Raw genomic sequence first — 19,214 nt, 5'->3', positions numbered from 1 at the left:
CGTCAGGACCGCAGGGTGCTCGAACCGAGAACCCGTGCGATCTCGATCTCGATGACCACGCGCTTCGGGTTCTCCCGCGGCGGCTTGTAGCGCACCGCGTAGCGGGCCTCCGCGTCGCGTACCGAGTCCGCGTCGGTGAGCACCCGCGCCGGGCCCTCGAGGGTCAGCCACCGCGCACCGTCGACCTGGGTGAGGGCCGCGTACCCGCCCCGCGCTGCGTTGCGGGCCTTCTGGCTGTCGCCCGAGGTGATGACGCGCGCGAGTCCGGTGGCCGGGTCGTAGGTGAAGGCGATCGCCACGGTGTGCGGGGTCCCGTCGGCGCGCAGGGTGCTCAGTGTCGCGAGGTGACGGTCGGTCACGAAGGCGAGGGCGTCGGGATTGAGGGCGGGGCGGTCGGCGTTCGGCACACCGCCACGGTAGCGGGAGTCCGCGCGTCTAGTCTGGTCCGGTGAGTGCGGACAGGATTCCCGACGGCGCGGTACTCCTCCTGGGCGGTCGGAGCGAGGTCGGTCTGGAAGTCGCGCGGCGGATCGCCCCGGGCCGCGACGTGATCCTCGCGGCGCGCCGTTCCGAGCATCTGGACGAGCAGATCGCGATGCTCCGCGAGGTGGGCGCCACCGGCGTCTTCCCGATCGAGTTCGATGCGGACCGTACCGAGCAGCACACTGCCTTCCTCGACGAAGTGGCCGATCGATTCGGCCGGATCGGGGTCGCGGTCGTCGCCTTCGGCATTCTCGGCGATCAGGCCCGGGCGGAGGCCGATCCCGCGCACGCCGTCCAGATCGCGCAGACCGACTACGTGGCGCAGGTGTCGATCCTGCTGGGGCTGGCGAAGCTGCTGCGTGCCCAGGACACCCGCGCCGGGACGCGCGGTGCGATCGTCGCCTTCTCGTCCGTGGCCGGCGTCCGCGTGCGCAAGGCGAACTTCGTCTACGGCAGCACCAAGGCGGGCCTCGACGGCTTCGTGCAGGGGTTCACCGACTCCCTGCACGGCAGCGGCGTCCAGGTCCTGCTCGCGCGTCCCGGGTTCATCGTCGGGGCGATGACGCGCGACCTGATGGCGTCCGGCGTCACGCCCGCGCCCTTCAGCCGGACGGCGGCGCAGGTCGCGGAGGCGACCGTGCACGCGCTCCGCCGGGGCCGAAGGACCGTGTGGATCCCGCCGCTCCTGCGCCCGCTCTACGCCGGACTGCGGTTCGTCCCGCAGGCCGTGTGGCGCCGGATGCCGCGATGACGGTCACGGTGGTCGGCATCGGCGCCGACGGCTGGGCGGGCCTGACCGGCACCGCCCACGGTGAGCTGCGCAGCGCGACGGTGATCCACGGCGCCCCACGGCAGCTCGACCTTCTTCCCGGTGACCTCTCCGCGGACCTGCGCCCGTGGCCGTCGCCGCTGCTGCCCGCACTCGACGGTCTAGCCGACGGCGTCCACGTGCTCGCGAGCGGGGACCCGATGTTCTACGGGATCGGTGCCACGATCGCGCGCCGCCGACCGGACCTGGACCTGCGGGTGATCCCGCACCTGTCGTCCTTCGCGCTGGCGTGCGCGCGGATGCGGTGGCCCGCCGAGGAGGTCACGGTGGTCTCCGCGGTCGCCCGCGATCCCGCGCCAGCGGTCCAGGCGGTCCGAGCGGGCCGGCGGACGATCGTGCTCAGCGAGTCCGGTGCGACGCCGGCTGCGCTGGCCGACATGCTCCGCGGGGCCGGCCTGACGGCGACGCTGACCGTGCTCGAACAGCTTGGTGGGGCTCGGGAGAAGATACGGCCGTTCCGGCGGAACCTGCGGATCGACGATCTGAACGTGGTCGCGATCGAGCCCGCGGAGCACGCCGGGGAGTTCGTCTTCGAGCACGACGGCCAGATCACGAAGGCCGACGTCCGGGCCCTGACGGTGTCCGCCCTGCGGCCCACGCCGGGATGGATCTGGGACTTCGGTGCCGGTTCGGGTTCCGTCGGGATCAGCTGGGCCCTGCAGGGCGGCGGCTCCGTGGTCGCCGTCGAGCGGCGCGCCGATCGCGCGGAGCGTGCGGCACGCAATGCGGCCCGGGCCGGCGTCGCGCTGGAGATCGTCGTGGGGGACACCGCGGACCTCACCGCCGACATGCCCGTGCCCGACGCGATCTTCATCGGCGGGGGCCTCACCGAGCAGCTGGCGGCCGCATGCGTCGGCGTCCTGCCCGACGGTGGGCGGCTGGTCGCCAATACCGTCACCGTCGAGGGACAGACCCTGGTGACGGCGCTGCGCAGCCGGTTCGGCGGCGATCTGCGCAGCTACACCGTCTCGGACCTGGAGCCACTGGGCGGCGGCACGGCATGGCGCCCGCGGCGACCGATCGTGCAGTGGGTACTGACCAAGGAGACCGCGTGACCGTCTACTTCATCGGCGCGGGCCCCGGGGCGCCCGACCTGCTGACCCTGCGCGGCGCGCAGATCCTCGCCCGGTGCACGGTGTGCCTGTACGCGGGATCGCTGGTGCCGCAGCCGATGCTGGACCGGTGCCCGCCCGGCGCGCGGCTCGTCGACACGGCCCGGATGCCGTTGCCGGACATCGTGGGGGAGATGGTCCGCGCACACGAGTCCGGCCTCGACGTGGCCCGCCTGCACTCCGGCGACATCTCGCTGTACTCGGCGTTCACCGAGCAGGCGCGTCGGCTGGACGCCGCGGGTGTGCCGTACGAGATCGTGCCGGGCGTACCGGCGTTCGCGGCGGCCTCGGCCTCCCTCGGACGGGAGCTGACGGTGCCGGGTGTGGGCCAGTCGCTGCTCATCACGCGCGTCTCGACGCTGTCGACCGACATGCCGGCCGGCGAGGACCTCGCCTCGCTGGCCCGTACCGGTGTGACCCTGGCCCTGCACCTGGCCGCCCACCGCGCCGCGGCGCTCACCGACGACCTCCTGCCGCACTACGGCGCCGACTGTCCGGTCGCCGTCGTGGCGTTCGCGAGCCGTGACGACGAGGTGATCGTGCGGTGCCGGCTCGCCGACCTGCCTGCCCGTCTGGCGGAGGCCGGCATCACGAAGACGGCGGTAATCTTCGTCGGAAAGGTGCTGGACAGCGCTCTCGACGACGACGCGGTCGAGGAGAGCTACCTGTATTCGGCGCGGCGGCTGCGCGCCCCCGGAGCGAGCCACTGATGCGTCGAGTAGTGGTTCTCGGCGGCACCGCGGAGGCCCGCGAACTCGCGCGGCTGCTGCACGACGATCCGCGGTTCTCGGTTCTCAGCTCGCTCGCGGGGCGAGTGGCGAATCCGCGCCTCCCGGTGGGGGAGACGCGGATCGGAGGCTTCGGCGGACCGTCGGGGTTGGCGGCCTTCCTCGCGGACGAGGGCGTGAACGCGCTGGTGGATGCGACGCACCCGTTCGCCGCGACGATCTCCCGGAACGCCGCGCTCGCGGCCGAGGCAACCGGAGTGCCGCTCCTGGCGCTGGTCCGCCCGGAATGGACCCGCGAGGGCGACGATGCCTGGACGGGCGTACCCGACGTCGCTGCCGCCGCGCGGGTACTGGGCCGCCGGCCCGGCGGCCGGGCGATGCTCACCACGGGCCGCCAGGACGCGCACGAGTTCGCCCGTCTCGACGACTGGTGGTTCCTGATCCGGGTGGTCGACGCACCGTCCGGCCCGCTGCCGCAGCGGCATGCGCTGCTCCGCGACCGCGGGCCGTACACGCTCGACTCCGAGCGAGCGCTGCTGAGCCAGAACGCCGTCGACGTGCTGGTGACGAAGAACAGCGGCGGCGACCTGGTCTCGGCGAAGCTGGCGGCGGCACGCGAACTCGGCGTCGAGGTGCTCATGATCGATCGCCCCCCGCGGCCGTCGGGCGTTCCGGCGGTGCCGACCGCCGCGCAGGCGTACGCGCGCCTCGTGTCCGAGCTCTGATTCACAAGCTCCGGTTGTGGAATCGGCCGGAATTCGAGCGGCATAGCCGTCGTCACGCCCCTACGATGGCGGTTGTGGGGCTGCAAGCCCACGGACGCCACGACGAGGAGACGCGCATGACGAACATCGACATCCCCAGCCCGGTCGCGGAGTTCATCGACGCGGTGAACGCCGGCGATGAGACCGCCTTCCTCGACGCCTTCACCGCCGACGGTTTCATCGACGACTGGGGCCGGGTCTTCGGTGACCGCGCCGCGATGCAGGGCTGGAGCGCGAAGGAGTTCATCGGGGCGAAGGGAGTGCTGACGCCGCAGACGGTGACCGTCGACGGCGACACCGTGACCGTGGTGGGCGACTGGCGCAGCACGCACGCCAACGGGCTGAGCGAGTTCACCTTCGCGGTCGCGGGCGATCGCCTGCGCTCCATGACGATCCGCGAGGGCTGAGGCCTCAGCCCAAGAGTGCGGAGACCGCGGACCGGCGCCGCGCGAGCTCATCGAGGTCGGCGTCGATCCGGGACAGGGTCGCGCGCATGGTCGCCTCGATCGCAGGGCACAGTTCGACGGTCCGCCCGTCCCGCGCGCACGGCAGGATCACCCGGATCGCTTCGGTGTCGAATCCGGCGTCCAGCAGGCCGCGGATCCGGCGCACCTGTCGGGGCGCCTCCTCGTCGTAGACGCGGTAGCCCGCTGCGGTGCGTTCCGAGGCGAGGAGACCCTTCTCCTCGTAGTACCGCAGAGACCGCGCACTCGCGCCCGTGACCTGGGACAACTCGCCGATCAACATCTCCCGCTTGACCTTCACACCAGCGTCAACCCGCACACTGCACGCATGTATTCCGATGAGGCGCTCCAGATCCTGTCCGATTCCGGTGCCGAGGTCGTCGACCGCGGCACCGGCCCCGTCGTCGCGCTCGCCCACGGGGCGGGCGGCGGCGTGCGGGAGAACTTCGCGCCCTTGATCGAGGGCATCGCCGGGCGCCGGTTCGTCGGTCCGTACTGGCCCGGATCGGGCGGGACTCCGCGTGCCGGGACTCCACTCCGCCTCGAGGATCTCGCGGACTCGGCGGTGGCGTCGGCCGTCGCCACCGGCGCCGAACGGTTTCCCGTCGTCGGGCTCTCACTCGGCTCGGCGGTCGCGGTGGCGGCGGCGCAACGGCATCCCGAGCACGTCTCCGGCCTGGTCCTGACCGTGGGGCTCACTCGAGCCGACTTCCGGGTGCGCGCGGCCGCCGGGGTCTTCCGGACTCTCGCGCTCGTGGGTGCCAAGGAGGCCCTCGCGGCCTACGTGCTCAGTGTCGCCGCGTCCGAGGCGACACTCCGTGCGCTCACGGCCGTCGAACTGGAGGAGGCGCTCGGCGGTGTCCGCGAGACGATGCCGGCGGGGGCACCGGAACAGATGGCGCTCGTCGGCGAGGTCGACGTGACCGGACTCCTCCCCGGGATCGAGGTTCCCGCACTGGTCGTCGTCAGTGGCGGTGATCGGCTGGTGCCGCCCGACGTCCAGCGCGAGCTCGGAGCGATTCCCGGCGCGCGTGTCATCGAGTACGCCGGCGCCGGCCACATCTTCACCCCCGACGAGGCGGTCCGATGGACCGCCGATATCGAGGACTTCCTCGCGGGCGTGTGACCGGCCCACCGGACCGCGGGGCAGGGCATGATCGAGGGATGACCGCTGCTGTCCTGGCCCTGCACTGGCAGGTGAACGTGATCGAGCCGGAGGGCTTCTTCGGCCCGATGCTGGCCGCGTCCGTCGAGGAGTCCGGCGTCGCGGATCGGGCCGCGGCCTTCCACGACGCCGCGATCGCGGCGGGGGTTCCGGTGATTTTCACGCGATTCACCGTGCCGGAGGACGAGGGCGATCTGGTCCGCAACACGGCGTTCATGGTGGCGGTCGGCGAGGCGCAGGAGGCCTTCCGGCCCGACGCCGACGGCGCGCGGATCATCGCGTCCATGCGTGATCAGCCGACCGCGGTGTACGACAACCAGCGCCTCTCGGGTCTCGCGGGCCCGGCCACCGGCTGGCTGGCGGAGCACGGCATCGACACGATCTACATCACCGGCGTCGCGACCAACCTCACGGTCGAGCAGACGGCGCGGCACGGCACCGACCTCGGACTGCTCGTGCACGTCGTGGGCGATTGCACGGCAGCGGCCGATCCGGCCGTGCACGCGGCGTCCCTGGCGAATCTCGACCTCGCCACCGCGGGAGTGCTGACGTCCGCGGAGGCGGCGGGGCGGTTCGGGAGCTGACGCCCGGAATCAGCGCAGCTTGGCGCCGTAGACGTGCGTGATCGTCAGGACCAGCAGCACTCGCCGGTCGGCGACCATGACCTCGCGGTACTCGCGCCAGTCGGGGTGCTCGCCGGCGCCGCGGCGGTAGTAGTCGACCAGCGCGTCCACCTCGGGTCCGTCCGGATCCGAGGACGGGCCGACGAGCGTCGCCGTGCCCTCCGCAGTCGCCCACGTGTAGCCGTCGGCGCTGGTGAACTCGATCGCGGCGCGCGGGTCGCGGCGCAGGTTCGCCTCCTTCGCCCGGCCGGCGGTCATGGACACCAGGATCCGGTCGCTCTCGGCGTCGTACACCGCCGTGACCGGTGAGAGCTGAGGCATGCCGTTGGCCCGGAGCGTCGCGAGGACGCCGATCCGGCTGTCGGCGATCAGGGTACGAGGATCGAACGGTGTCGGTGCCATGACCGGTCCAACACCCCGTCGGGCCCGGCTGTTCCGGGTCCGACGCGGCGTGCGCTCAGACCGTGACGTCGTCCCGGCGTGCGGCGGGGATCCGGGTGCGGTGCCGCCGCTCCCAGCCGATGCTCGCGGCGGCGAGCAGTGCGCCGGCCGCGCTGAGCGCGACGCCGATCCACACCGGGGCGGTCGGTCCACCGCCTGCGCTGATACCGGTGCCTCCCAGCTGCGCGCCCACGGCGTTGCCGAGGTTGAAGGCTGCGATGTTGGCGGACGACGCGATCAGCGTGGCGGTGCCCGCGTTGCGCAGCACCCGCAGCTGCAGTGCGGGCACCGTCGCGAAGCCGACGAGCCCCATGACGGCGAGGAACACGGCGACGAGCGGCTTCGAACCGGAGAACAGCGCCACCGCCGCGATCGCGAGCGGTAGGAGCGCGGCGAAGGTCAGCAGCGCCCGGTCCGCGTCGCGATCGGCGGCGCGACCGCCGACGAGATTTCCCGCGAACAGGCCGACGCCGAACAGCACGAGGAGCCACGGGATCGCGGAGGCGCCGAATCCGGCCACCGAGCGGAGCAGCGGCTCGATGTAGGTGAAGGCGCCGAACAGGCCGCCGAAGACGAGGGCCGTGACGGCGCAGGCGATCCAGATCGACGGGCGGAGCAGGACGCGGAGCTGGGAGCGGACGGAGGTCGTCTCGGCGGGCACGTTCGGCACGAGCACGGCGATCGCCGCCATCGCCACGATCCCGATGAGGGCGACGGCCACGAAGGTGGCACGCCAACCGAACCGGTGACCGAGGGCGGTCCCTGCGGGCACACCGAGCACGTTGGCGACGGTGAGCCCGGCGAACATGAGGGCGATCGCGGAGGCCTGCCGGTCCGGGGTGACGAGTCGCGACGCGAGGACGGCACCGATGCCGAAGAAGCCGCCGTGGCACAGCGCAGCGAGGATACGTCCCGCCATGACCAGCTCGTACGTCGGTCCCGCCGCCGAGAGGCCGTCCCCGGCGACGAACAGCGCGAGCAGGATCAGCAGCGCCGTCTTCGGCGGCCGTCCAACGAGCGCGAGCGTGACGGTGAAGGCGCCGGCCACGACGCCGAGTGCGTAGCCGGTGACCAGCCCGCCGGCGACGGGGATGCTGACGCCCAGGTCGGTCGCGACGTCGGTGAGGAGTCCGGTGATGGAGAACTCCGTGAGTCCGATCCCGAAGCCGCCCATCGCGAGGGCGAACAGGCCGGGATGCAGGCGGCGATCCGTCGTGGTGGTCATCGTGTTCCGTTCAGGGTGTCGCGCAGCCAGGTGGCCAGGTCGCGCTGGAGGTCGGTGGAGGAGTCCAGCACGGCGTCCATCCAGTAGAAGCCGTGCAGTGTGCCGGCGTAGTCGACGGCCGTGACGGGAACGCCGTCGCTCCGCAGGGCCGCGGCGTAGCTGATCCCGTGGCCGCGGAGCACGTCGTACTCGGCGGTCGCGACGAACGCCGGCGGGAGATCGCCGAAGTCGGTCGCGTCGAGGGGCGCGGCGCCGGGCGGTACGGTCCCGTCCGGAAGGTAGTGGCTCCAGAACCAGTCCATGTCCTCGGGGGACAGGCCCACCTCCGCGGGCGGGAGGGCGTCGTAGTCGCCGGGACGCAGCGGCGGGTAGAGCACGGCGTGGGCCGCGACGCGCGGACCGCCCGCGTCGCGGACGCGCTGGACGAGGGCCGCGGTGAGGGCGCCGCCGGCGCTGTCGCCCACCACCGCGATGCGTTCGACGTCGACGTGCAGCGCTCCCGAGGCGATCCAGTCCAGTGCCGCCGCCGCGTCGTCCAGCGCTGCGGGATAGGGGTGCTCGGGAGCCTTGCGGTAGTCGACGGTGACCACCGTCGCGCCCGTGTCCCGCGCGAGGAGTCGGGCGGGCTCGTCGCTGAGTTCGATGTCGGCGGCGACGAAGCCGCTGCCGTGGAGCATGAGGATCACAGGGCCGCCCGGTGGACCGTCGCGGTAGATCCGAACGGGCAGGGATGAGCCCGGCCCGACGAGGAAGGTGTGGCGCACCTCGGCGATGTCGACGGCCGGACGCTGCAGGTCGAGGTAGCCGCGCAGGGCGCGGCGCGCGTCGGCGACAGCGAGCGCGTGCAGGGGAGCGGCGTCCGCCGTCGCGGCGAGGTGCGCGGCGGCCTGGGCGTGCAGAGGCATGGAGGTTCCGTTCTACGGGCAGCGCCGATCGCCGGGAGTCGCGTCCCGGTGGCGCTGCGATGGGTGTTTCGAGGAGAGGAGGAGGTCAGTCGGCGACGCGGTGGCGGAGCAGGGTGAGCGCATCGTCGTGGGGAGTGCCGGGCGCGGCGCTGAAGGCGATCATGCGGGCGCCGTCGGACTCGGGGAGGTGCAACATCTGATAGCAGAGGTCGATGCGGCCGACCCACGGATGCCGGAACTGCTTGAGCCCACTGGTACACAGCTCGACGGCCTGCAGCGCCCACAGGCGAGCGAAGTCGCGGTCGAGTACCAGCTCCCCGAGAAGCCGGCGGAGTGCCTCGTCGTCCGGGAACTGCGCGGCGACCCAGCGGAGGGAGGCGACGGCCAGTTCGGCCTCGTGCTCCCAGTCGACGTACAGGGAGCGGACCTCGGGGTCGAGGAAGATCTGGCGCACCTTGTTCGGCGGCGGATCGGCGTGCAGGTCGCCGTGGGGCACGTGCGGGGCGATCACGGCGTTGCCGAGGCGGTTCCAGGCGAGGACGTCCTGGTTGCGGGAGAGCACCACTGCGGGGGTGTCCATCGCGTCGACGAGCTGCCGTACGCCGGTGAACCCGTGTCCGTCGCGGTCGATGGGCGCCGCGCGTTCGCCGGACGGGTGCGCGAGTTCGAGCAGGTGCAGGCGCTCGACCTCACTGAGCCGGAGCGCACGGGCGAGGGCGCTGAGCACCTCGTCGGAGGGGTTGCCGGCGGCGCCCTGTTCGAGTCGGGTCAGGTAGTTGACCGACACTCCGGCGAGCTCGGCCAGCTCCTCGCGGCGCAGGCCCGGGACGCGGCGGCGGCCGTAGGTGGCGAGGCCGAGGTCGTCGGCATCCACCGATGCCCGGCGCGACCGGAGGAAGGAGCCCAGTGTCGGGGCGGTCTCATCGATCATGTCCCCGAGTCTGGTCGACTTCCCGCGCGGTTGCCTGCCCCTGTGAGGGGCAGGCTCCGCGACGGGACATCACGACGGGTCAGGAGCCCTCGCAGATACGGATCTCGCGGACCGCGCCGTCGCCGAGCGCGGCCAGGGCGGCCTGGTACGCGGGGGAGTCGTGCGTGGCGACGGCCTGCTCGAGGCTGTCGAACTCGATCACCGTGGTGCGCTCGATCTTTCCGGCCTCGTAGGCGACAGCGGCCTGACCGCGCACCACGAATCGCCCGCCGCCGTCGGTGATCGCGGGGCCGCCGAGCCGGGCGTACTCCGCCATCTTCTCCGGGTCCTTGATCTCCTGGTAGAACGCGATCCAGTACGCCTTGGCCATGGTCACTCCTCGTCGACGGCGGGTGGGGCCTTCGACACTAGTACCGGCGCGGAGTGTGCACGATCCGGCCTCCGCTGCGCTCGGTGACCTCGGTGCGCGACGAGCCGACGATGAGCAGACAGCGCATGTCCACGGTGTCGGTGTCCAGTTCGCCGAGCGTGGTCACCGTCAGCGATTCGTCGGGGGAGCCGACGGCCCGCCCCACCACGACGACGGTCTCGGGCGAGCGCACCTCGAGCAGGACGTCCCGCATCCTCTCCAACTGTTCGCGGCGGGTCTTCGACGCCGGGTTGTAGACGGCGAGGGCGAGATCCGCAGCGGCGACGGCGCGCAGCCGCGCCTCGATGACGTCCCACGGCTTGAGGTAGTCCGACAGCGAGATCACGGCGTAGTCGTGGCCCAGCGGCGCACCGACGCGACTGGCCACGGCGTTCGCCGCCGTCATTCCCGGCAGCACGCGGACCCGCACGGCGTCGAAGGCGGGATCGGCGGCGACCTCCGCGACGGCGGAGGCCATCGCGAAGACGCCGGGATCACCCGAACTGACCACGGCGACCCGCGCCCCACTGGCCGCGAGTTCCAGTGCGTGGCGGGCCCGCTCGGCCTCCACCCGGTTGTCGGACGCGTGCACCCGCTGGCCGGGCCTCGGCCGCACGCGGTCGGTGTAGGTCTGATAGCCGACGATGTCGGTGGCCTCGGACAGCTCGTGCCGCACCTCGGGGGTGGTCCACGCCTCGTCGCCGGGCCCGAGCCCCACCACCACGACCTCGCCCGCCGGAGCCTTCGACGGGGCGTTGATCCGGCCCGGCACCAGGACGGTGGCGAAGTAGGGGACGTCCTCGGCGCTCACGTCGCCCACGGCGAGGACCCGCTCGTCAGCGCGGCTGGCGCGCTCGACGTACCAGGCGGTGCCCTCGCGATCCGCGGCGTGCAGGGCCTCGCGCACCGTCGGGAAGGTCCGCCCCAGCTTCATGATCGCGGCGGCATCGGTATCGGCGAGGCGGCGGCGCAGTTCCGGCTCGGAGAGCGTGCCCGGCAGCACCGTGAGGACCTCGTCCGCCTCCACGAGCGGCACGCCCGTCGCGGCGGCCGCGGCGCTCACGGAGGTGACCCCGGGAACCACGACGCACTCGAATCGCTCGCGCAGCCGTTTGTGCATGTGCATGTACGAGCTGTAGAACATCGGGTCGCCCTCGGCGAGGAGCACCACGTTCCGCCCGGTGGTGAGGTACTCGGCCAGTTGCTCGGCGGCCTCGGTGTAGAAGTCGTCGAGCGCACCGCGGTAGCCGCCGGGATGATCGGTGGTCTCGGTGGTCACCGGGTACATCAGGCGGATCTCGGTCTGGCCGGCGCGGAGATAGGGTGCGGCGCACGCCCGCGCGTTCGACCTGCCATGGCGTGCACTGTGATACGCCACCACGTCGGCCTCGCCGATGAGCCGTGCGGCCTTGACGGTGACGAGCTCGGGGTCGCCCGGTCCGACGCCGACGCCGTACAGGATTCCCGTCACAGCTCCTCCTCCCGCGCCAGCGCGTTGAGCGCCGCCGCCGTGATCGCGCTGCCGCCGCGGCGGCCCAGCACGGTGATGTACTCGACGCCGAGCCCCGTCGCCTCCGCGACGAGCGCGTCCTTGGACTCGGCCGCGCCGATGAATCCGACCGGAACACCCACGATCACTGCGGGTTTCGGCGCTCCCGCAGCCAGGAGGTCCAGGAGGTGGAACAGCGCGGTGGGCGCGTTGCCGATGGCGACGACAGCGCCCGCCATCCGCTCGCCCCACAGCTCCAGCGCCGCGGCACTGCGTGTGTTGCCGATCTCGGAGGCCAGCGCCGGTACGCGCGGATCACGCAGCAGGCACAGCACCTCGTTGTCCGCGGGGAGGCGGGCACGGGTCACGCCGTGCACCACCATGTTCGCGTCGGCGAGGATCGGCGCGCCGGCACGGAGCGCTGCGCGACCCGCGGCGACCGCACCCGCGGAGATGCGGATATCGCGATCGAGGTCGGTCTGGCCGGCGGCGTGGATCATGCGGACCGCCACCGTCTCCGCGTCACCGGCGAGGAGGCCGAGCTCCGCCTCGGCGCGGATCGTGGCGAACGATCGCCGGTAGATCTCGGCGCCGTCGGTGAGGTAGTCGTGCACCCGGGAAGTCTATGCGGCGGGTCCGGCGGGGCGGCTCAGGGGAAGGACCACCCGTCGGTGTTCGCCCGGCGGTGCGCCGCACCCGCGCTCGCAGGCCACGACGTGGACCCGCTCGTCGTCCCCGAGCGACCCCGCCAGATCCTGAGCGTGCGTGAGGGAATCACCCTCGGCGCGCGCGCAGCCGCGATCGCCGACGCACGCGCTGACCCGGAGCAACGGGTCGCCGGCGTCGAAGATCAGCCCCATCGGAGCGAGGACGCGCACCACCGTCTCCGCGGCTCCCTCCTCGAGCCCGTGCAGGTGCAGGGTCCGCCACGGTGTGACGGTGACGGGGTGCTCCACCGCGGCCACGAACCGCGCGGTGCGGTTGTCGAGGCGTCCGAGCGGGACGCCCATGCCGAGGGTCACCGAGCCGTCGGGCCGGTCGAACCACCCGACGGGGGGCGGGTTCGGCGGCTCGGGCACCGCCCGGGGACCGGTGAGGGCGCCGCCGAGAGCGGCGGCCACACGGGCGGCGCCGTCGGCCAGGTCCTGCAGGCGCCATTCGTCGGTGCGCAGGTCCAGAAAGGCCTGCGCCGCGCCGAGCAGGACGTCGACGGTGCCGGGCAGATCCGTCGGCCACCCGTCGAGATGGAGGATGCCGTCACGGTGCTCGACGTCGGCGGCGAGAGCGGCCACGTCGCGCGAACCGTCGTCGAGCGCGAAGAGGAACCGCCCGGGGAGCACGGCGAGACCCGGATGGGCCACGAGTGCCCTGTCGAGCTCCGCGGCGGTCGCGCGGAGTTCGGCGGACCGGGGCGAGGCGACGATGTTGCGGACACGCTCGTGCGTAGCCGACGGCAGGAGTCCTGCGTCGGCCAGCCGCCCGCGAGCGGCCTCGAGGTCCGCGACGCCACGGAGTTGGACGTTGCCGCGAGAGGTCAGCTCGAGGGGCGCGTCGTCGGCCAGATCGGCCAGGAGCTCCAGCTGCGCCGGCTCGACCGCGCCGCCGGGCAGCCGGACGCGGACCAGGGCACCGTCGGCCGCGGCGTGCGGTCGGAGGACCCCCGGACAGGCGTCAGGCTGCTTCGGCAGGGAGATCAGTCCTCGACGTGGACCGGCGGGAGGGTGATCACGTGACCGGCGTACGCGAGGCCGGAACCGAAGGCCATGACGAGCGCGGTCTGCCCCGGCTTGGCCTTGCCGGTGCGCAGCAGCTCCTCGATCGCGAGCGGGATCGACGCGGCGGAGGTGTTGCCGGTGGTCACGATGTCCTCGGCCACGACGCAGTCGTCGCGCAGCTCGAGGGCCTTGATCAGCACCTGGGTGATGCGGAGGTTCGCCTGGTGCGGCACGAAGACGTCGATGTCCTTCGAGGTGAGTCCGGCCAGCTTGAGGGCCTCCTGACAGGCGGGGAGCAGCGCGGTCGCGGCCCAGCGGAAGACCTTGCGGCCCTCCATCCGCAGGAACGGCCGGACCGGCGCCTCGGTCGAGGTGTCGTCGCGGAAGGCGTGCACCTCGTCGAAATATGTGCCGAAGTCCTTGTCCTGGAAGATCGCGGTGGTGAAGTCGCCGTCGGCGCCCCACGAGACCTGCGAGACACCCACCTCCTCGGACGGACCCAGCACCGCGGCGCCGGCACCGTCGGCGAAGATGAACGCGCAGGTGCGATCCTCCGGCGAGATCAGGTCCGACAGTCGCTCGACGCCCACGACGACGACGTACTTCGCGGTACCGGCGCGGATCAGGTCCACCCCGACCGCAGCCGCCGTGGTGAACCCCGAGCAGCCGGCGGTGATGTCGAAGGCGGGGATGCCGACCTTGCCGAGCGACTTGGCGATCTGAGGCGCGAGAGAAGGACCGAGCTCGAGGCGGGTGTTGGTGGCGGAGATGACGCAGTCGACCAGCTCCGGGTCGATGCCCGCGGCCTTGACCGCGCGCTCAGCGGCCTTCACCGACATCTCGAGGATCGTCTCGTCGTCCTCGGCGAAGTGGCGCGACTCGATGCCGGACCGGGTCTTGATCCACTCGTCGCTCGAGTCGATCTTGTCGACGATCTCGGAGTTCGGCACGACCCGCCGCGGTCGGTAGGCGCCGATCCCGAGGTAGCTGACATTCGACTGCTCAGCAGGTGCGGGCGGAGCGATCCGGGCGGGGGCGGTCATGCGTGGGGTACTCCGTTCGAAGGGGTGGCGCGAATGAACCATTCGGTTCATCGGTCCGTCATTGGTAACATGAACCGAGCGGTTCAAACAAGCGCCGCCACGCCGCGTGGCGAATTCCACTCGCCGGCGGTTTCGCCTTTTCCGAAGAGACGAGGAGGGTCCGGCCCCGATGCCCGCCGCCCCCAAGCCGCGTCCCCGCCCGCGGGTCCGACTGGTCAACACCGCACTCAACCTGGTCGGCCGCCACGGTTTCGCCGACGCCGGCCTCGCGGAGCTCACCGCCCAGTCGCAGGCCTCGAAGAACTCGCTCTACCAGTACTTCCCCGGCGGGAAGGCCGAGCTGGTCGAGGCGTCCACCTCGCTCGCGGGCCGGCGCCTGCTCCGCTACATCGACGCGGCCACCAGCAAGGGCGAGCCCCGCGAATGGATCGGCCGGTTCATCGAGCTGTGGAAGCGGGTCCTCGTCCGCTCGGAGTTCCAAGTCGGTTGCCCGCTGCTGGCCGCCGCGCTCGCCGATGGTGAGCCGCGCGTTCAGGAGGCCGCCACCGCCGCGTACACCGAGTGCGAGCGGCGCTTCGCGTCCGCGCTCGTCGAGTACGGCGTGGATGAGCGGGGCGCCCTGGTCTTCGCCTCGGTCTTCATGAGCTCGATCGAGGGCGCGGTCGCCCGCGCCCGCGCCGCTCGCGACATCTACCCGCTCACGGACGTCTACCACTCGATGATGGCGTTGCTCGACCTGACCATGGAAGCCCCCGACGTGGTGCGGGGCGCTACAGTCCCCGAATGACGCGCGCCGACTTCACCCTGTGGCTCGAGGACTGCTACGCGGTCGATTCGGAAAGTGTCCGCGCTTATGCGCGCGCTACGCGGTCGCCGCACGTGCCGTACGCCGAGAGCCGCGTCGTTCCCCAGGACACGCCGGTGCCGCCGCTCATCGTCGCGGACCCGGTGTTCAAAGCCGCGGCGCGCCTCATGGCCGGCGTGATCGACGACTTCGATCCCAGTCGCCTGCTGCACGTCGCGCAAACCATCCGGCAGCGCGTCCCGATCCGCATCGGCGACGTCCTGTCGCTCGGCGCCCGGATCAGCGACCGCGTCACGCGGGCGGGCATCGATCTGTTCGAGGTCGAGTGCGTGGTGACCACCGGCGACGGGGTCCGGATCGAGACCGCCAGCACCGTCGCCTACGCCGCCGGCTCCGATGCCCCGGACATCAGCAGTGCATCGTCCGAGGTGATCATGTTCGGCGCCGTGCTCTGACCCTCCTCCGGGGCCGCAGGATAGGGTCGCCTTCATGATCCTCCTGCTGTCGACGTCCGATACCGATCTGTTGAGCGCCAAGGCCAGCGGCGTCGAGTACCGCTGGGCCAACCCGGCCCGGATCAGCGTCGACCTCGACCTTCCCGGTCTGCTCGACGGTGCCGATATCGTCGTCGTGCGCATCCTGGGCGGACGGCGCTACTGGGAGAGCGGGCTCGACGCGCTGGCGGCCAGCGGTAAGCCGATCGTGGTGGTCTCCGGGGAGCAGGCACCGGACGCCGACCTGATGGAGGCCTCGACGGTGGCCGCGGGCGTCGCCACGCAGGCGCATGCCTATCTCGCCGAGGGCGGACCCGAGAATCTGGCGCAGCTGTACAACTTCCTCTCGGACACCGTGCTGCTCACCGGTAACGGCTTCGCGCCGCCCGTCGCGGCACCGCAGTGGGGGCTCGTTCCGCGCGAGCACGCCGCCGACGGTCCACGGATCGGTGTGCTGTACTACCGGGCCCAGCACCTGGCTGGTAACACGGCGTACATCGACGCGCTGGCCTCGGCGATCGAGGAGCGGGGCGGCGTCGCAGTACCGATCTTCTGCGCCTCACTGCGCACCGCCGACGACGCGCTCTTCGCCGAGCTCGGCACGCTCGACGCCCTGGTCGTGACGGTGCTCGCGGCGGGCGGGGTCAACGCCGCGGGAGCCGCCGCAGGCGGCGACGACGAGTCCTGGGATGTGGGCCGGCTCGCCGCCCTCGACATCCCGATCCTCCAGGCCCTCGCGCTCACCACCTCCCGCGAGCAGTGGGCCGGCAGCGACGACGGCCTCAGTCCGCTCGACGTGGCGACCCAGGTCGCGATCCCGGAGTTCGACGGCCGCATCATCACGGTGCCCTTCTCCTTCAAGGAGATCGGGGACGACGGCCTGCCCGCCTACGTGCCCGACGCCGAGCGCGCGGCACGCGTCGCCGGACTCGCGCTGCGGCACGCCCGGCTGCGGTCGACGCCGAACAAGGACAAGCGCATCGCGCTCATGCTGTCCGCGTACCCCACCAAGCACGCCCGCATCGGCAACGCGGTCGGCCTGGACACCCCGCAGTCCGCACTGGAACTGATCCGGCGCTTCGCCGCCGCGGGCTACGACATCGGCGATCCGGCCGCGATCCCTGGGCTGGAGGCCGACGACTCGGACGCCTTCATCCACGCCGTCATCGCCCGCGGTGGCCAGGACCCCGATTGGCTCTCGGACGAGCGACTCGACGGGAGCGAGGTCACCGTCGCCCCCGAGACCTACCGCGCCTGGTTCGCGACGCTCCCGGATGCCCTGCGCGAGGCCGTGACCGAGCACTGGGGCGAGGCACCCGGATCGCTGTTCACCACCGGCTCGGGCGACATCGCGATCGCCGCGCTGCGGTTCGGCAACCTCACGGTGATGGTGCAGCCGCCGCGCGGCTTCGGCGAGAACCCCGTCGCGATCTACCACGACCCGGACCTGCCTCCCAGCCACCACTACCTGGCCAGCTACCGCTGGATCGCCGACCGGGAGAACGGCTTCGGCGCCGACGCGGTGATCCACCTCGGCAAGCACGGCAACCTCGAGTGGCTGCCCGGCAAGACGCTCGGCATGTCCGCGGAGTGCGGCACCGACGCCGCGCTCGGCGACCTGCCGCTGATCTACCCCTTCCTGGTGAACGACCCGGGCGAGGGCACACAGGCCAAGCGCCGCGCGCACGCGGTCCTGGTGGACCACCTCATTCCGCCGATGGCCCGCGCCGAGAGCTATGGCGACATCGCGCGGCTCGAGCAGCATCTCGACGAGTACGCGAACGTGCAGAGCCTCGATCCGGCGAAGCTGCCGATGATCCGCCAGCAGATCTGGACGCTGCTCCAGGCCGCGAAGCTCGATCACGACCTCGGCCTGGAGAACCAGCCCGACGAGGACGCCTTCGACGACATGCTGCTGCACGTCGACGGCTGGCTCTGCGAGATCAAGGACGTGCAGATCCGCGACGGGCTGCACGTCCTGGGAGCGGCACCGTCGGGCGACGCGGAGACCGATCTCGTGCTCGCCATGCTGCGGGCGAAGCAGATGTGGGCGGGCTCCGTGCACACACCCGGGCTCCGCGAGGCCCTCGGCCTGGAAGAGGACGGGACGGCGTCGAAGGCCCGCACCGACGAATTCGAGGCGCGCGCACGCGACCTGGTCGTCGCCGCCGCGGCGGTCGATTGGGCACCGTCGAAGATGGCGGGCCTGAGCGAGGATCCCGCGGTGGTGAGGATCCTGGACTTCGCGGCCACCGAGGTCGTGCCGCGCCTGCGCCGCACCGGCGACGAGATCGACCACGTGCTGCGGGCGCTGGCCGGCGGCTTCGTTCCCGCCGGGCCGTCGGGCTCGCCACTGCGCGGCCTCATCAACGTGCTGCCCACCGGCCGCAACTTCTATTCGGTGGACCCGAAGGCGGTGCCCTCGCGGCTCGCGTGGGCGACGGGTCAGGAGCTCGCCGCCTCACTCGTGGACCGCTACCTCGCCGAGCACGGCGAGTACCCGCGGTCCGTCGGACTGTCGGTGTGGGGCACCTCCGCGATGCGGACCGCGGGCGACGACATCGCCGAGGTGCTGGCGCTGCTCGGCGTCACGCCGGTGTGGGACGAGCAGTCCCGACGGGTCAGCTCGCTCGAGGTCATCGGGCTGGAAGAGCTGGGCCGGCCCCGCATCGACGTCACGGTCCGGATCTCCGGCTTCTTCCGCGACGCCTTCCCGCACGTCGTGGCGATGCTCGACGACGCGGTGCAGCTGGTCGCCTCGCTCGACGAGCCCGACGAACAGAACTTCGTCGCGGCGCACACCCGCGCCGCCCTCGCCGAGCACGGCGACGAACGCCGGGCGACGACCCGCGTCTTCGGTTCCAAGCCCGGTACCTACGGCGCCGGCCTGCTGCAGCTCATCGACTCGAAGAACTGGCGCAGCGACGCTGATCTGGCCGAGGTCTACACCGCGTGGGGCGGGTACGCCTACGGGCGCGGCCTCGACGGTGCGCCGGCCGCCGACGACATGCGCGCCGCGTACCGGCGGATCAACGTCGCCGCGAAGAACATCGACACCCGCGAGCACGACATCGCCGATTCGGACGACTACTTCCAGTACCACGGCGGCATGGTCGCGACGGTGCGTCACCTCACCGGATCCGACCCCGAGGCCTACGTCGGCGACTCCACGCGCCCCGACTCGGTGCGCACCCGCACGCTGAGCGAGGAGACCAACCGCGTCTTCCGCGCCCGCGTCGTGAACCCGCGCTGGATGGCGGCCATGCGCCGGCACGGCTACAAGGGCGCCTTCGAGATGGCGGCGACGGTGGACTACCTGTTCGGTTTCGACGCCACCGCGGGGGTGATGGCCGACTGGATGTACGAGAAGCTCACCGAGAACTACGTCCTCGATCCCGAGAACCGGAAGTTCATGGAGGAGTCCAACCCCTGGGCCCTGCACGGCATCGCCGAGCGCCTGCTCGAGGCCTCGCAGCGCGAGCTGTGGAAGGAGCCGGACCCGCAGCTGCTCGCCGACCTCCAGCAGGTCTACCTGGACACCGAGGGCGACCTCGAGGACCGCTGAGCGGGAACCTTTCGCCCGGTTCGT

Annotated in this window: 21 protein-coding genes; 10 read left to right on the top strand and 11 right to left on the bottom strand. The window is 72.1% G+C overall.

The window, feature by feature from the left end:
- Positions 1 to 2: 2 nt before the first annotated feature.
- Entirely contained in the window at positions 3 to 407 is a 405-nt protein-coding gene (locus FK268_RS05630; RefSeq protein WP_146432079.1) for a PPOX class F420-dependent oxidoreductase, read from the bottom strand.
- A 41-nt stretch (positions 408 to 448) separates the two neighbouring features.
- Between FK268_RS05630 and FK268_RS05625 the strand changes: the two genes are divergently transcribed.
- From FK268_RS05625 to FK268_RS05605, 5 genes are all read left to right on the top strand, one after another.
- Entirely contained in the window at positions 449 to 1,234 is a 786-nt protein-coding gene (locus FK268_RS05625; protein WP_146432078.1) for an SDR family NAD(P)-dependent oxidoreductase, read from the top strand.
- Positions 1,231 to 2,367 (top strand): precorrin-6y C5,15-methyltransferase (decarboxylating) subunit CbiE, encoded by a 1,137-nt coding sequence (cbiE, locus tag FK268_RS05620; RefSeq protein ID WP_146432076.1) that lies wholly within the window; start codon positions 1,231 to 1,233, stop codon positions 2,365 to 2,367. The genes FK268_RS05625 and cbiE overlap by 4 nt, the downstream gene beginning before the upstream one ends.
- A complete protein-coding gene (gene cobM / locus FK268_RS05615) occupies positions 2,364 to 3,134 on the top strand; it encodes a precorrin-4 C(11)-methyltransferase (protein ID WP_146432074.1) in 771 nt (256 codons plus the stop codon). The genes cbiE and cobM overlap by 4 nt, the downstream gene beginning before the upstream one ends.
- Entirely contained in the window at positions 3,134 to 3,877 is a 744-nt protein-coding gene (locus tag FK268_RS05610; RefSeq protein ID WP_146432072.1) for a cobalt-precorrin-6A reductase, read from the top strand. Before cobM ends, FK268_RS05610 begins: the two co-directional genes overlap by 1 nt.
- 116 nt (positions 3,878 to 3,993) lie before the next feature.
- Complete coding sequence (locus FK268_RS05605) at positions 3,994 to 4,323, top strand: nuclear transport factor 2 family protein (protein ID WP_146432070.1); 330 nt, start codon at positions 3,994 to 3,996, stop codon at positions 4,321 to 4,323.
- Positions 4,324 to 4,327: 4 nt separating this feature from the next.
- Here the strand turns inward: FK268_RS05605 and FK268_RS05600 are convergent, their stop codons facing one another.
- The gene (locus FK268_RS05600; RefSeq protein WP_205124453.1) at positions 4,328 to 4,699 is read right to left on the bottom strand and encodes a MerR family transcriptional regulator; all 372 of its coding nucleotides are present in this window, start codon (positions 4,697 to 4,699) and stop codon (positions 4,328 to 4,330) included.
- A 9-nt stretch (positions 4,700 to 4,708) separates the two neighbouring features.
- On the opposite strand from FK268_RS05600, the gene FK268_RS05595 reads away from it, so the two are divergent.
- Both FK268_RS05595 and FK268_RS05590 read left to right on the top strand, forming a co-directional pair.
- Complete coding sequence (locus tag FK268_RS05595) at positions 4,709 to 5,506, top strand: alpha/beta fold hydrolase (protein ID WP_146432068.1); 798 nt, start codon at positions 4,709 to 4,711, stop codon at positions 5,504 to 5,506.
- Between the two features lie 38 nt (positions 5,507 to 5,544).
- On the top strand, positions 5,545 to 6,129 hold the full coding sequence (locus FK268_RS05590; RefSeq protein ID WP_146432067.1) for a cysteine hydrolase family protein: 585 nt from the start codon (positions 5,545 to 5,547) through the stop codon (positions 6,127 to 6,129).
- Between the two features lie 9 nt (positions 6,130 to 6,138).
- On the opposite strand, the gene FK268_RS05585 is transcribed toward FK268_RS05590, so the two are convergent.
- The 9 genes from FK268_RS05585 to FK268_RS05545 form a co-directional block, all read right to left on the bottom strand.
- On the bottom strand, positions 6,139 to 6,570 hold the full coding sequence (locus FK268_RS05585; protein ID WP_146432065.1) for a PPOX class F420-dependent oxidoreductase: 432 nt from the start codon (positions 6,568 to 6,570) through the stop codon (positions 6,139 to 6,141).
- 55 nt (positions 6,571 to 6,625) lie between these two features.
- On the bottom strand, positions 6,626 to 7,834 hold the full coding sequence (locus tag FK268_RS05580) for an MFS transporter (protein ID WP_146432063.1): 1,209 nt from the start codon (positions 7,832 to 7,834) through the stop codon (positions 6,626 to 6,628).
- Positions 7,831 to 8,739 carry an alpha/beta hydrolase gene (locus tag FK268_RS05575; RefSeq protein ID WP_146432061.1) on the bottom strand — a complete coding sequence of 303 codons (909 nt, stop codon included), beginning with the start codon at positions 8,737 to 8,739 and terminating at the stop codon, positions 7,831 to 7,833. The genes FK268_RS05580 and FK268_RS05575 overlap by 4 nt, the downstream gene beginning before the upstream one ends.
- An 85-nt stretch (positions 8,740 to 8,824) precedes the next feature.
- Positions 8,825 to 9,670, bottom strand: a complete 846-nt coding sequence (locus FK268_RS05570) for a helix-turn-helix domain-containing protein (RefSeq protein WP_146432060.1) — start codon at positions 9,668 to 9,670, stop codon at positions 8,825 to 8,827.
- A gap of 79 nt (positions 9,671 to 9,749) precedes the next feature.
- The gene (locus tag FK268_RS05565; protein ID WP_146432058.1) at positions 9,750 to 10,040 is read right to left on the bottom strand and encodes a DUF1330 domain-containing protein; all 291 of its coding nucleotides are present in this window, start codon (positions 10,038 to 10,040) and stop codon (positions 9,750 to 9,752) included.
- A 37-nt stretch (positions 10,041 to 10,077) separates the two neighbouring features.
- Entirely contained in the window at positions 10,078 to 11,550 is a 1,473-nt protein-coding gene (gene cobJ, locus FK268_RS05560) for a precorrin-3B C(17)-methyltransferase (protein WP_146432056.1), read from the bottom strand.
- The gene (locus FK268_RS05555; RefSeq protein ID WP_146432054.1) at positions 11,547 to 12,182 is read right to left on the bottom strand and encodes a precorrin-8X methylmutase; all 636 of its coding nucleotides are present in this window, start codon (positions 12,180 to 12,182) and stop codon (positions 11,547 to 11,549) included. The genes cobJ and FK268_RS05555 overlap by 4 nt, the downstream gene beginning before the upstream one ends.
- 9 nt (positions 12,183 to 12,191) lie before the next feature.
- Complete coding sequence (locus tag FK268_RS05550) at positions 12,192 to 12,929, bottom strand: 4Fe-4S domain-containing protein (protein ID WP_231707008.1); 738 nt, start codon at positions 12,927 to 12,929, stop codon at positions 12,192 to 12,194.
- A 332-nt stretch (positions 12,930 to 13,261) separates the two neighbouring features.
- On the bottom strand, positions 13,262 to 14,326 hold the full coding sequence (locus tag FK268_RS05545; RefSeq protein WP_146432052.1) for a beta-ketoacyl-ACP synthase 3: 1,065 nt from the start codon (positions 14,324 to 14,326) through the stop codon (positions 13,262 to 13,264).
- 169 nt (positions 14,327 to 14,495) lie between these two features.
- On the opposite strand from FK268_RS05545, the gene FK268_RS05540 reads away from it, so the two are divergent.
- The 3 genes from FK268_RS05540 to cobN are packed head-to-tail and all read left to right on the top strand — an operon-like array spanning position 14,496 to position 19,190.
- Positions 14,496 to 15,113, top strand: a complete 618-nt coding sequence (locus tag FK268_RS05540) for a TetR/AcrR family transcriptional regulator (protein ID WP_146432050.1) — start codon at positions 14,496 to 14,498, stop codon at positions 15,111 to 15,113.
- On the top strand, positions 15,110 to 15,586 hold the full coding sequence (locus FK268_RS05535; RefSeq protein WP_146432048.1) for an FAS1-like dehydratase domain-containing protein: 477 nt from the start codon (positions 15,110 to 15,112) through the stop codon (positions 15,584 to 15,586). Before FK268_RS05540 ends, FK268_RS05535 begins: the two co-directional genes overlap by 4 nt.
- Positions 15,587 to 15,620: 34 nt before the next feature.
- Positions 15,621 to 19,190: a cobaltochelatase subunit CobN gene (gene cobN / locus FK268_RS05530; protein WP_146432046.1), complete on the top strand. Its 3,570-nt coding sequence runs from the start codon at positions 15,621 to 15,623 to the stop codon at positions 19,188 to 19,190.
- The last annotated feature ends 24 nt before the right edge of the window (positions 19,191 to 19,214 follow it).

Origin of the sequence: Tsukamurella sputi (genome assembly GCF_007858445.1) — a bacterium.
Lineage (GTDB): Bacteria > Actinomycetota > Actinomycetes > Mycobacteriales > Mycobacteriaceae > Tsukamurella > Tsukamurella sputi.
Note: the sequence above shows the minus strand (reverse complement) of the source record. Positions and strands in the feature narration are given on the sequence as shown.